The 12,459-nt window shown below is 41.2% G+C and carries 15 protein-coding genes and 8 tRNA genes; 22 read left to right on the top strand and 1 reads right to left on the bottom strand.

The window, feature by feature from the left end; genetic code table 11:
- Positions 1–31: 31 nt before the first annotated feature.
- The 13 genes from N780_RS16430 (at position 32) to N780_RS16370 (ending at position 10,600) form a co-directional block, all read left to right on the top strand.
- Positions 32–1,057 carry a LolA family protein gene (locus tag N780_RS16430; protein ID WP_036786627.1) on the top strand — a complete coding sequence of 342 codons (1,026 nt, stop codon included), beginning with the start codon at positions 32–34 and terminating at the stop codon, positions 1,055–1,057.
- A 154-nt stretch (positions 1,058–1,211) separates the two neighbouring features.
- Positions 1,212–2,393 carry an alanine racemase gene (gene alr, locus N780_RS16425; RefSeq protein WP_156969218.1) on the top strand — a complete coding sequence of 394 codons (1,182 nt, stop codon included), beginning with the start codon at positions 1,212–1,214 and terminating at the stop codon, positions 2,391–2,393.
- Between the two features lie 216 nt (positions 2,394–2,609).
- The gene (locus N780_RS16420; protein ID WP_255688859.1) at positions 2,610–2,819 is read left to right on the top strand and encodes an antitoxin; all 210 of its coding nucleotides are present in this window, start codon (positions 2,610–2,612) and stop codon (positions 2,817–2,819) included.
- 4 nt (positions 2,820–2,823) lie between these two features.
- Entirely contained in the window at positions 2,824–3,174 is a 351-nt protein-coding gene (ndoA, locus tag N780_RS16415) for a type II toxin-antitoxin system endoribonuclease NdoA (protein WP_036786621.1), read from the top strand.
- Between the two features lie 232 nt (positions 3,175–3,406).
- A complete protein-coding gene (gene rsbRA / locus N780_RS16410) occupies positions 3,407–4,276 on the top strand; it encodes an RsbT co-antagonist protein RsbRA (protein ID WP_036786619.1) in 870 nt (289 codons plus the stop codon).
- 5 nt (positions 4,277–4,281) lie between these two features.
- Positions 4,282–4,638: an STAS domain-containing protein gene (locus tag N780_RS16405; RefSeq protein ID WP_036786617.1), complete on the top strand. Its 357-nt coding sequence runs from the start codon at positions 4,282–4,284 to the stop codon at positions 4,636–4,638.
- 4 nt (positions 4,639–4,642) lie between these two features.
- The gene (locus tag N780_RS16400; RefSeq protein WP_036786615.1) at positions 4,643–5,044 is read left to right on the top strand and encodes an anti-sigma regulatory factor; all 402 of its coding nucleotides are present in this window, start codon (positions 4,643–4,645) and stop codon (positions 5,042–5,044) included.
- Between the two features lie 14 nt (positions 5,045–5,058).
- Positions 5,059–6,069 carry a PP2C family protein-serine/threonine phosphatase gene (locus N780_RS16395; RefSeq protein ID WP_036786613.1) on the top strand — a complete coding sequence of 337 codons (1,011 nt, stop codon included), beginning with the start codon at positions 5,059–5,061 and terminating at the stop codon, positions 6,067–6,069.
- A gap of 66 nt (positions 6,070–6,135) precedes the next feature.
- Positions 6,136–6,471, top strand: coding sequence for an STAS domain-containing protein (locus N780_RS16390; protein WP_036786611.1), 336 nt, complete (start codon positions 6,136–6,138; stop codon positions 6,469–6,471).
- Positions 6,471–6,950 (top strand): anti-sigma B factor RsbW, encoded by a 480-nt coding sequence (gene rsbW, locus N780_RS16385; protein ID WP_036786609.1) that lies wholly within the window; start codon positions 6,471–6,473, stop codon positions 6,948–6,950. The genes N780_RS16390 and rsbW overlap by 1 nt, the downstream gene beginning before the upstream one ends.
- Positions 6,922–7,713, top strand: coding sequence for an RNA polymerase sigma factor SigB (gene sigB / locus N780_RS16380; protein WP_036786607.1), 792 nt, complete (start codon positions 6,922–6,924; stop codon positions 7,711–7,713). Before rsbW ends, sigB begins: the two co-directional genes overlap by 29 nt.
- Entirely contained in the window at positions 7,710–8,303 is a 594-nt protein-coding gene (locus N780_RS16375) for a SpoIIE family protein phosphatase (protein ID WP_036786605.1), read from the top strand. The genes sigB and N780_RS16375 overlap by 4 nt, the downstream gene beginning before the upstream one ends.
- Before the next feature lie 134 nt (positions 8,304–8,437).
- A complete protein-coding gene (locus N780_RS16370) occupies positions 8,438–10,600 on the top strand; it encodes a Tex family protein (RefSeq protein WP_036786603.1) in 2,163 nt (720 codons plus the stop codon).
- 16 nt (positions 10,601–10,616) lie between these two features.
- Here N780_RS16370 and cmpA read toward each other — a convergent pair whose 3' ends face one another.
- Complete coding sequence (gene cmpA / locus N780_RS19975; RefSeq protein ID WP_156969217.1) at positions 10,617–10,730, bottom strand: cortex morphogenetic protein CmpA; 114 nt, start codon at positions 10,728–10,730, stop codon at positions 10,617–10,619.
- A gap of 116 nt (positions 10,731–10,846) precedes the next feature.
- On the opposite strand from cmpA, the gene N780_RS16365 reads away from it, so the two are divergent.
- The 9 genes from N780_RS16365 to N780_RS16325 all read left to right on the top strand — a co-directional run bounded on the left by N780_RS16365 (position 10,847) and on the right by N780_RS16325 (position 12,321).
- On the top strand, positions 10,847–11,293 hold the full coding sequence (locus N780_RS16365) for a SprT family protein (RefSeq protein WP_036786601.1): 447 nt from the start codon (positions 10,847–10,849) through the stop codon (positions 11,291–11,293).
- Positions 11,294–11,573: 280 nt separating this feature from the next.
- Positions 11,574–11,648: transfer RNA gene (locus tag N780_RS16360), tRNA-Asn, on the top strand.
- Between the two features lie 2 nt (positions 11,649–11,650).
- A tRNA-Ser gene (locus N780_RS16355) sits at positions 11,651–11,741 on the top strand.
- A 10-nt stretch (positions 11,742–11,751) separates the two neighbouring features.
- Positions 11,752–11,826, top strand: a tRNA-Glu gene (locus N780_RS16350).
- Between the two features lie 11 nt (positions 11,827–11,837).
- Positions 11,838–11,914: transfer RNA gene (locus tag N780_RS16345), tRNA-Asp, on the top strand.
- A gap of 7 nt (positions 11,915–11,921) precedes the next feature.
- Positions 11,922–11,996: transfer RNA gene (locus N780_RS16340), tRNA-Gln, on the top strand.
- A gap of 10 nt (positions 11,997–12,006) precedes the next feature.
- Positions 12,007–12,082 (top strand) — tRNA-Lys (locus N780_RS16335).
- Between the two features lie 14 nt (positions 12,083–12,096).
- Positions 12,097–12,181, top strand: a tRNA-Leu gene (locus N780_RS16330).
- A gap of 53 nt (positions 12,182–12,234) precedes the next feature.
- Positions 12,235–12,321: transfer RNA gene (locus tag N780_RS16325), tRNA-Leu, on the top strand.
- Positions 12,322–12,459: the final 138 nt, after the last annotated feature.

Genomic DNA, 12,459 nt, shown 5'->3' with positions numbered 1-12,459 from the left:
TCCATTCAAATGAGACAAAGGAGTTGTAATTATGAAGAAAAGATATTGGCTCTGGATCGTCGCCTCGCTTATGCTCGTGCTATCGGCTTGTGGGGAGAAGTCAAAAGAAGACGTTGTCCAGTCCTTGCAGAAGAAGCTAGAAGAAATGAGTGGCTATAAAACAGAAGCGACGATGACATTGAAGACAGGTGAAGAAGAACAAAAGTATAAAATTGACGTTTGGCACAAGAAAAAGGACTATTACCGTGTACTGTTAAATAACGAACAAGATGAGAAAAACAGTCAAATCATTTTGAAAAACGAAGACGGCGTGTATGTGTTAACGCCTGCACTGAATAAGAGCTTTAAGTTTCAAAGTGATTGGCCGAACAATAGCAGCCAGCCTTACTTGTATAACTCGCTCGTAGCTGACGTAGTGAAGGATCAGGATGCGAGCTTTGAGACAACAGAAACGTATTACGTATTTGAAACGAAGACAAACTATCAAAATAGCAAGAATCTACCTTACCAAGAAATCTATTTTGATAAAAAGAGTTTAACGCCTGTGATGGTGAAAGTGCTAGACAAAGATCGCAAGCCACTTGTAGAAGTCGAATTCTCTTCTTTTGAATTGAATCCAAAATTCAGTGATGATGCTTTTACGACAGAGAAGAATATGACAAGCGGAGCTCTTGGAATTCCAGTAATGGCTGATGGAGTAGAGAACGAGCCAACACCATTTACGGTTCTATACCCAGAAGCAAGTGTTGGGAATGCGGAGCTTGATGAGCAAAAAGAAATTGATATGGAAAATGGCAAACGAGTGATCCTGAGCTTTAAAGGAGATAAATCTTATACGCTGATCCAAGAATCATGGACATCCTATCCAGCTAGTGCCACTGTCCCTGTCGAAGTTTCCGGCGAAATTGTAGACTTAGGCTTCACCATGGGGGCTCTTTCTGGAACAACTTTAGAGTGGAGTCACGAAGGGATGAATTTCTACCTTGCTAGTGAAGATCTGACGAAAGAAGAAATGATCCAGGTTGCCCAATCTGTTCAAGGAAAAGTAGTGAAATAATGTCCCTATATCCAGCAGCAGACTCAGATGCTCCATTATATGAGTCTGCTTTTGGTTTGTAAGGAGGATTTGCCCCCTGAGTCCCTCCCAATTTGACACGGATAAATGAACATTCAATAATAAAGATTAAACAATGGCGAGAGGGGCTTTCTTTGTGGCGCAGTATTATAGAGATACCTGGATAGAGATTCAGCTTGATGCAATTCAAGGAAATATCCAGAATTTAAAAAAACAATTGCCGAAAAAAACTGAGGTATATGCTGTCGTAAAGGCAAATGCATATGGGCATGGAGACGTGCAAGTAGCCAAGGCGGCTTTAGAAGGGGGCGCTAGTGGTTTAGCAGTTGCTTTATTAGATGAAGCGATTCGTTTAAGAGAGACTGGCATCTCAGCACCTATCCTGGTAATGGGATGGACCAGGCCTGAAGATGTTTCTGTCGCGGCTGACTATGACATAACGCTTACAGTCTTCCAGGCAGACTGGTTACGTGAAATAAAAACTATGAACCTGGATCAAGTCTTATCTTTTCATATTAAGCTCGATACTGGAATGGGCCGTATTGGCATTCGGGAACCTGAAGAGTTGGAGGAAGTTCTGAAGGAATGTAAGGGGGAGGGCCTCTTATTAAAAGGTGTATTTACTCATTTTGCAACCGCAGACGAGGAAGAAACCGAGTATGTAGAGGAGCAACAGCGCCGTTTCGATGACTTAATGAGGACATTTACATCTCTGTGGGAGGATCCTGTTGAAGTTCATACCGGTAATAGTGCGTTAAGTATGCGATTCCCAGAAAAGATGAATCACATCGTCCGATTTGGCATAAGTATGTATGGGTTATACCCCTCCAAAGAAGTTAAAGCAATAAAGCCAATTGAGCTGTCCTCATCTTTTTCTCTTCATAGCAAGTTGGTGCACACCAAGAAAGTGCCTCCAGGCGAGTCAATTAGTTACGGGGCGACCTATACAACATCTGAGGAGGAATGGATTGGAACAATTCCTATTGGGTATGCTGACGGATGGATTCGAAAGCTCCAGGGTATAGAAGTGCTTATAAATGGGAAGCGTATGCCTATTATAGGGCGTATTTGTATGGATCAATGCATGGTGAAGCTGGATCAAGCTTATCCGGTGGGAACTCAGGTGACGCTAATCGGAAAGCAAGAGAAAGAAGAAATTGAGGTTGATGAAATAGCCGACTATCTAGAAACAATTAATTACGAAATTCCGTGTATGATTAGTGAGCGTGTTCCAAGAGTTTTCCTAAATGGTGGAGAAGTTATAGATGTTTATAATGGGATAACGTTTTCAAATGAACAAAGGTATGGATCTGTGTAAAGTCGACGCAGATGTGTGAAATTTGACAGAAAAAAGCGTAAATTAGGTAAAAATCGTCAATGAGCCTTTGCAATGCTTACAGTCTGGTGGTATGATTGAGAAAGAAATGAACCGATTAAGGTGCTTAGTTGATGGTGGAGGTGCATTTTAGTGTCCGATAGTTCACAAGAAATTGTAGTGAAATTACCACAGCATTTATTAAAAGAGCTAGATGGTATGGTACAACTCGAAAATGGTGATCGGAGCGATTTTATTTACCAGGCAACGAAAATGTATTTGCGGGAGCGTAAAAAACGTCATATTCGTGAGTCGATGCGTCAGGGCTACATGGAAATGGCAAAGATCAATCTAAACATTGCTTCAGAAGCTTTTCAAGCTGAAGAGGAGGCAGAAACTACCTGCGAACGCTTAGTGAGCGGGGTGTAAAGATTTGATCGTAAAAAGAGGCGACGTTTACTTTGCTGACCTTTCCCCGGTCGTTGGCTCAGAACAGGGAGGCGTCCGCCCAGTCCTCATTCTTCAAAATGATATTGGTAATCGCTTCAGCCCCACTGTTATTGTGGCGGCTATTACTGCGCAAATACAAAAAGCAAAATTACCCACACACGTAGAAATTGATGCTGAACGATATGGATTTGAGCGGGATTCAGTCATATTGTTAGAGCAGATTCGAACAATTGATAAGCAAAGACTTACAGACAAAATAACCCATCTAGATGAAGCTATGATGAGCAGGGTTGATGAAGCATTACAAATTAGTTTAGGGCTCATTGACTTTTAAAATAAGCTACTCGATTTCCGAGTAGCTTATTTTATTATCTGTAAAAATTCTTAAATAAGAGAGAGTGTTCAGAGTAGCCGTATTCAACCGTTGGTGTTACAGTAAAATGGATAAACGCTTTTTGAAAATAATGATGAACGACCAAGTAGAGTTGTTTGCATAGCTTATACAAAAGTGTGACAATGGATGTAATTCTGACTTAAATGGAACAGGAATCATAGGGGGTCCCGAGATGGAAGCGAATTTGAAAGAAATAGTACTTAACAATAGTAATGATATTGTTAAAATGTGGCTTGGCGAGGTAGAAAAGCACCGTAAACACGACTACACATCGTCGATCTCAGATGAATTATTTGAGAGTACAAATCGAGAGTTTGTAAACGTTATCTTTACAAGCCTTGAGAAACAAGGTGCAACGAACGATATTGAAGGATTTGCAGAGCGGTTAATTAATCTGGGATGGCCGTTAAGTTATTTAACTGATGGAATGCAAGCCTTTAGGCGTGTAACCATTAACTATATTTTGGGACAATCCACTAAAGTTGATACACAGTACTTTTCTGAGGTATTGGGCAAAGTGGATGAGTGGGTCGACCCCGTTATTAACCAACTCGTTAACGAATACTCTGGTAGTTGGGAAAACATCGTCTCCCTACAAAAAGTTGCTCTTCAAGAATTATCAGCTCCGCTAATCCCCGTTATGGAAAATATCACAGTCATGCCTCTAATCGGGACGATCGATACAGAACGAGCTAAGTTAATTATGGAAAACTTATTAGACGGTGTCATTAAACACCATGCGGACGTCGTTTTGATTGATATTACAGGTGTTCCTGTTGTGGATACAATGGTTGCGCACCATATAATACAAGCGGCTGAAGCTGTGCGTTTAATTGGATCTACATGTATATTAGTAGGCATTCGTCCTGAGATTGCTCAAACGATCGTGAATTTGGGAATCGACCTGAGCAAATTCCCGACAAAGAGCTCTCTGAAAAAAGGGTTTGAATCAGCATTAGAGCTAACGAATAGACGAATTGAAGATATCCAAAGTAAGAATAATGAAATAGAAGAGTTAGTAGACTCTTTGGATAGGGAGTGATGAACATGAGGATACCCATCTTAAAACTTCACAATTATTTACTAATTTCTATCCAGATCGATTTAGATGATCAAACGGCTATACAGTTTCAAGAGGATCTTCTTAGTAAGATTCATGAGAGTGGTTCAACTGGAGTCGTCATTGACCTTACGTCTGTAGACATTATTGACTCGTTCATTGCAAAGGTATTGGGCGATGTGGTATCAATGTCTGATTTAATGGGCGCTAAAGTTGTTCTGACAGGTATACAGCCTGCAGTCGCAATGACTCTAATTGATTTAGGGATTCACTTACAAGACGTCCCGACTGCTTTAGATCTTGAACAAGGGTTGATCAAACTTCGACAGGAATTGGAGGAGTGAGTGAATGGACTTTCAATCCTGTGTGAACATTAAAAAGGAATGGGACATTGTAGGTGCCCGGCAGCTTGGGCGCGATATCGCCAAGAAGATTGGCTTTGGTACAGTGGATCAGGCTCGTATAGCAACCGCTATCTCGGAGCTTGCCCGTAACATTTATTTATATGCTGGAACAGGTAAGGTTTGCTTTGAAGCAATTGAAGATATTAATGAACGTGGTTTACGAATCGTAGCCATGGATGAAGGCCCTGGGATTCGCGATGTCAGTCAGGTTATGGAAGATGGTTTCTCTACTTCCGGCGGACTTGGTGCAGGATTGCCAGGCGTCAAACGTTTAATGGATGATTTTGATGTAATATCAAGGCAGGGGGAAGGGACTGAAGTGAGAGTTGTGAAATGGCTCCGCTAAAGGAGGAAGTCGATATGAGTACCTTAAAAATGGATCTTAGTAGCTATAAGGACTTGCTGAAGCAATATATTGAGACTCAAAATGAGCAAGCTCTTTATCGTGCTGAACAATTTAGTAAGCACTCAATCCAGCAGAATATATCACCTGATGAAATTGTAGATGTGCACGTACAAGCCTTGTCGGAGCTATACCCTGATATCCCTGAAAACATTATGAACTCAATGAATTTCCTTTTAGAAACGATGATTTCTTATGGGCTGGCTTATCAAGAATATCAAGCATTACGGGAGAAGCAGTTTGAACTGCAATCTGAGATTTCAGTAGCTGCCAATATGCAAGATACTCTGTTATCTACTACCAAGCCAAACGTAGAGGGGTTGGATATAGGTGTAACAAGTCACCCTGCGAAACAAATGAGCGGAGATTATTATCACTTCGTTCAGGACCAAAAAGGATCAGTGGGAATTGCTGTAGCGGATGTAATCGGGAAAGGGATTCCAGCAGCATTATGCATGTCCATGATTAAGTACTCAATGGATAGTTTTCCTGATGAACAGATGTACCCAAGCTCCATATTAGAAGGTATGAACCGAGTTGTGGAACGAAATGTGGATCCGAGCATGTTTATAACAATGTTTTATGGCTTATATGATCAAGCCTCTAATCATTTTTATTATTCATCTGCTGGCCATGAACCCGGGTTTTACTATTCAGCTAAGAACGATGAATTCTCGGAGATTGAAGCAAAGGGTCTTGTATTAGGGGTGGATCGTAGTGCAACTTACAAGCAATACGAAACACTTGTTGAACAAGGGGATATGATTGTTCTGTTAACTGATGGCGTGACGGAGTGTCGGGCTGGTGAACGTTTCATTGAAAGGGAAGAGATTTCAGATGTTATTCATCAGTACAAGCACTTACCCGCTCAAGAGATCACGGAGCAGGTCTATCAACATTTTGAAAGACTGCAGGATTTCCAGTTAAGGGACGACTTTACAATGGTAATCATAAGACGTGATGTTTAGTCCAAAATAAGAACGGGTAAATTTTTATAGCGTGATATAGAAAAAAGAAACGGAGGCTTAGGAAATATGAATCTTAATATTAATGTAGATGATAATGAAAAATTAAAAACCGTAACTTTAAGCGGTGAAATTGATGCATATACAGCACCAAAATTAAAAGAAACATTGCTTCCTTTAACACAAGAAGACCAGGCTGTCGTGAAGGTTGACCTTGAAGGGGTTTCCTACATGGATAGTACGGGACTGGGAGTATTCATCAGTGCTCTAAAATCCACAAAAGAGTATGATAGCCAGTTGACGTTGGTGAAAATGAATGACCGCGTATACCGTCTATTTGAAATTACAGGATTAACAGAGATTATTGATATTGAAACAGATTCTACGGTACGAGGTGGAATGTAATGACAGAGACATTTGACTTTATTGAAATCAAGATACCTGCCAAAGCAGAATATGTTGGTGTCGTGAGACTAAGTATTTCAGGCATCGCCAATCGTATGGGATTTGCTTATGACGATATTGAAGATCTTAAAGTAGGAATTTCTGAGGCGATTACAAACGCTGTGAAGCATGCTTATAACGAAACGGGCGAAGGTGAAATTACACTTGGTTTTGGAGTGTATGAGGACCGATTAGAAGTTATGGTAGCTGATCATGGTGGTAGCTTTGATCTGAAGAAGGTTAAAGAAGATACAGGCCCTTACCAAGAAGAAGATTCAATTGAAGAATTGAGAGAAGGCGGCTTTGGACTCTTCTTAATCGATGCACTTATGGATAAAGTTGAAATTAACAATAAATATGGGGTTATCGTTCTAATGACGAAATATCTTCATGAAAATGAGGTGGGGTTTAATGACGACCAAATCTCAACCACACAATAGACGTGATGGTGAGGTTTACGAATGGATCAAACACTTACAGGAAACCCCTGAAGATGAAGTTGTACAAGAAAAGATTGTACTTCAATATGAGGATCTCGTTCAATCCATCGCGAAAAAGTACTCTAAAAACAGTTCCATTCACGAAGATCTAGTTCAAGTCGGAATGCTAGGACTGCTAGCTGCCATCCGCAGGTATGATCCTTCGTTTGGGAAATCATTCGAATCATTCGCCATTCCAACTATTATTGGCGAAATCAAGCGATTCATCAGAGACAAAACGTGGAGTGTGCACGTCCCGCGCCGTATTAAAGAACTTGGTCCTAAAATTAAAAAAGCCGCAGAAGAACTTACAACAGATCTCCAACGTTCTCCCTCTGTGAATGAAATTGCTGATTACATTGGCGTTTCAGAAGAGGAAGTACTAGAAACAATGGAGATGGGTAAAAGCTATAAGGCGCTATCTGTGGATCGAAAAATCGAAGCAGATTCAGATGGTAGTACGGTTACAATTTTAGACTTAATTGGGAACTCCGAAAAAGGCTTTGACCAGATTGACCAACAAATGCTACTTGAAAAAGTACTTCCAATATTGACGGAAAGAGAACAAGAAATTCTAAGGTGTACCTACTTTGATAACATGAGTCAAAAAGACACTGGAGAGCAGTTAGGGATTTCGCAAATGCACGTATCCAGACTGCAGCGACGCGCTCTTCGTAAGTTGAAAGAAGCCTTGCAGACAGATGAGTCGGAGTCTTACTATTGACGAATAAACCGAAAGTTGATCTGAAAGTATTCCAGCAGCCTAAAAAAGGGAATTATTACTGCGGTGATAGTTACTTCTATCAGCAAACAGAGGATGGGTTCATTTGTGCATTAGCAGATGGACTCGGTAGCGGTGAGTATGCTCGCGAATCATCTAAAGCTGTTATGGAAGTCATCGAAGAAAATGTGGATGGGTCTATTGATACCATCATCAACAAGGCTAATGATACTTTAAGAGATAAACGTGGTGCTGTGCTAGGTATACTAAGAATGGATTTCTCTGAAGGAACTTATTCCTTTACCTCAATTGGAAATATAGGTGTTGTCGTTGTCCCTGCACATGGGAAGAAGCAACGTAATATACCTGTAGCAGGGTATTTGTCAGGCTATCCAAGGCCTTATAACGTTAAGCGAGACTCGTTACATGAGGGTATGCTTTTCTTTATGTTTTCTGATGGAGTAAATGAACGGACTTTATCCTCGAATACATTCGTATCCAAGAACCTAGAACTAATTATGGAATCATTCAAACAACAACAACCAGTAAAATACGATGATGATACAACTTTTATTGCGATGAAATATGGTTAAAAACCTTGTCCTTACAGACTGTAAGAGGGCAAGGTTTTTTTGTGCCTAGAAAGCTCTTTCGGGGTGAAATAGGAAATAGCGATGGAGTTTGGTAAAATAGATGAATAGGGTCAAAAGGAATAGGAGGAACTCATATGAACGATGAAGCTCAAATTATACAGTGGGTGGCACAAGAAACTTCAATAAAATCTTCTTTAATTCAGGAAGTCATCTCGCTTCTCAACGAAGGAAACACGGTCCCTTTCATTGCCAGGTATCGAAAAGAGCAAACGAACGGACTAGATGAAGTACAAATCAATACCATTCAAGAAAAGTGGGAATATGGACAGAATCTTTCGAAAAGGAAAGAAGAGGTTGTTCGTTTAATTGAAGAGCAAGGGAAACTGACAGAAGAGCTACGTTCAGAAATCCTTCAAGCTCAACAGTTACAGAAGGTAGAAGACCTTTATAGACCATATAAGCAAAAGCGTCGAACTAAAGCGACTGTTGCGAAAGAAAAAGGGTTAGAGCCTTTAGCGCATGCCATTTGGAACCATGAGACGCTTCGTTTATCACATGAAGCAGAACAATATCTCTCAGAGGAACATGAATTACATACAATTGATGATGTGCTTGCAGGAGTGAATGATATCATTGCCGAATGGATCTCGGATGAACCTTCTTACAGGGACTACATCAGAACCAAGACATTTGAAAAAGGTGCTATTGAATCAGCGGATAAGAATAAAGAGTTAGATGAGAAGAGTATCTTTGAAATGTACTATGATTATTCAGAACCCGTCCGATCCATTGCATCCCACCGGGTTCTTGCGCTTAACCGTGGTGAGAAAGAGGGAATACTTAAAGTGGGGATCGCTCCACCTGTGGAATTAGTTTTGGATTACTTAAACAAGAAGCTCGTTCCAAAGCAAGCGGGTGAGACCAACCAATTATGGAAGGAAGCAATTGAAGACTCCTATAAAAGATTAATTCAACCTTCTGTAGAAAGAGAAGTACGCACCTCTCTTTCTGAAAGAGCAGAAGAACAGGCGATTGATGTATTCTCGAAGAACTTAAAGAACTTATTGCTACAGCCTCCATTAAAGGGACGTGCTGTGCTTGGAGTCGATCCGGCTTATCGAACAGGTTGTAAACTATCAGTTGTAGATGAAACCGGAAAAGTACAAGCCATCAAGGTAGTCTATCCGACACCTCCTAAAAATGATAAAAAAGGCGCGGAGCAAGTTATTCTTCAACTCATGAAGGAATACCCAATTGAACTAGTTGCTATTGGGAATGGGACAGCTTCTAGAGAAACGGAACAATTTATCGCTGATATGATCCAGGACAACCAATTAGATATTGCCTACATGATTGTAAATGAAGCGGGAGCAAGTGTGTACTCTGCTTCGAAGTTAGCGCGTGAAGAGTTTCCTGATTTACAAGTAGAAGAGCGAAGTGCTGTATCTATTGCCCGCCGTGTGCAAGATCCATTGGCTGAACTAGTGAAGATTGATCCTAAGTCTATAGGTGTCGGGCAGTACCAACACGACGTTACTCAGAAGAAATTAAATCAGTCTTTAACGTTCGTTGTGGAGACCACAGTAAACCAGGTTGGTGTGAATGCCAATACGGCCTCTCCTTCTCTGCTTCAATATGTATCAGGCCTTAGCAAAACAGTTGCGAATAATATTGTGAAGGTAAGAGAAGAGCAAGGGAAGTTTACAAATCGAAATCAATTAAAGAAAATCCCTCGCCTTGGAGCTAAAACGTATGAACAAAGTATAGGTTTCTTAAGGTTACCTGACGGAGATGAACCATTAGATCGAACACCTATTCACCCTGAGAGTTATAAAGCAACGAAAGAATTACTGAAGACGATGGGGTGTTCTGTAGAAGATCTTGGAACGGATAAACTAAATGACCAGGTTCAGAACCTAAATGTAACAGAGGCTGCTAGTCAATTAGGGATTGGTGTGCCAACACTCCAAGATATATTAGAAGCTCTTGTTCAGCCTGGCCGTGACCCTCGTGATGACTTACCAACTCCTTTATTAAAGAAGGACGTTCTTTCGATGGAAGACCTAAGACAAGGTATGGAGTTACAAGGTACAGTGCGTAATGTCGTAGACTTTGGCGTATTTGTAGACATTGGGGTAAAGCAAGATGGTTTAGTTCATATATCTAAACTTGCTAAACGCTTTGTTAAACATCCATTAGATGTTGTGGCGGTTGGAGACGTAGTAACCGTATGGGTCGAAGATGTAGATAAGAAAAAAGAGCGGATTGCCTTATCGATGCTAGGACCTGCTGAATAATAGAAGAAAGCACTGCTTACGAGCAGTGTTTTTTTCTATAGAAATACCAACATTGATTAAGCATCTTGATTTGATAAGAATTCTTTTCCTGGTATGCTTTCATCAGTTGTCGCTGTAACCAACCAGGCATAAAGGACACCACCTTTCTATTAATATGTAAAAAGTCATGTTGTGATTGAGAAAGGTAATAGCGTTACTTTTATGTTATGCATATAAACGCCTATATGTGATAAAGGAGGGAAAACAATGGAAAATAAAGTCTTGCAGAGCTGGGTCGATAAGATTTCAAGAGAATGGTTTGGTAAACCGTATCAGGATGAGGTAATGATGAATAATCGTTTACGTACGACGGGAGGTCGTTACTTGCCAGCCTACAGAAGAATTGAGTTGAATCCTAAATACCTTTTAGAGTTAGGGGAAGAAGAATTTGAAGGGATAATCAAACATGAGTTATGTCATTATCATCTCCATATAGAGGGGAAAGGGTACCAACATCGTGATCCGGAGTTCAGATCTTTATTAAAGAGAACGAAATCTCCGCGCTTTTGTAAGGCACTGCCTTCCCAGTATAAAGAGCCGAAGCATATCTACCAATGCGAGGAGTGTGGGCACACCTATAAACGGATGAAGAGGGTGAACACCTCGAAATATCGTTGCGGAAAGTGCAAAGGGAAATTAAAAAAGATAGAATAATGTATTGACCTTGGACGAGCCACGTGTTAAATTATTATAGCCGTCATCGATACGGTGCCTTAACCGAATAAATGATTTTGATTTTTTCGGGAATGTTATTGACACTTAACACAATGTGTTGTAACATATAAAAGTCGCAAAGGAAAACAAAAAAAGAAACGCAATCATTCAATTAAATTTCTTTTAAAAAAATCCTTGCAAACAACAACAACATCTGATAAAGTATTTAATTGTCGGCGAAACAAAACAAGCCGAAAACAAATGCTTCATTATTTCTTATTCCAACGTAGCTCAGTGGTAGAGCTATCGGCTGTTAACCGATCGGTCGCAGGTTCGAATCCTGCCGTTGGAGCCAGTGGAGAAGTACTCAAGTGGCTGAAGAGGCGCCCCTGCTAAGGGTGTAGGTCGCGTAAGCGGCGCGAGGGTTCAAATCCCTCCTTCTCCGCCATTTCTTACCTGGCCCGTTGGTCAAGTGGTTAAGACACCGCCCTTTCACGGCGGTAACACGGGTTCGAATCCCGTACGGGTCACCATTTATTATATTGGTCCGGTAGTTCAGTTGGTTAGAATGCCTGCCTGTCACGCAGGAGGTCGCGGGTTCGAGTCCCGTCCGGACCGCCACTACTTTTGGCCCATAGCCAAGCGGTAAGGCAACGGTTTTTGGTACCGTCATGCGCTGGTTCGAATCCAGCTGGGCCAGCCATTAATACGAAGAGCCATTAGCTCAGTTGGTAGAGCATCTGACTTTTAATCAGAGGGTCGGAGGTTCGAATCCTCCATGGCTCACCATTTATACACACCTTGCGGGTGTGGCGGAATTGGCAGACGCGCTAGACTTAGGATCTAGTGTCTCTCGACGTGGGGGTTCAAGTCCCTCCACCCGCACCATTATTATTGCAAGCGATCTTCGCTAACAAGCGTTAAAAGCTCACATCTGTTGAGCGGTCGTGGCGGAATGGCAGACGCGCTAGGTTGAGGGCCTAGTGGGGGTTCACCCCGTGGAGGTTCAAATCCTCTCGACCGCACCATTGAAGTCACAAAGAAAAATTAAAAAAAGTGCTTGCATCGATAAAACAGACATGATACAATAAATCTTGTCGCTTCAAAAAAACAACATGCGCCCGTAGCTCAATTGGATAGAGCGTTTGACTACGGATCAAGAGGTT

The organism is Pontibacillus chungwhensis BH030062 (genome assembly GCF_000770675.1).
Classification (GTDB): Bacteria; Bacillota; Bacilli; order Bacillales; family BH030062; genus Pontibacillus; species Pontibacillus chungwhensis.
This window is presented reverse-complemented; position numbering and strand designations above follow the sequence as displayed.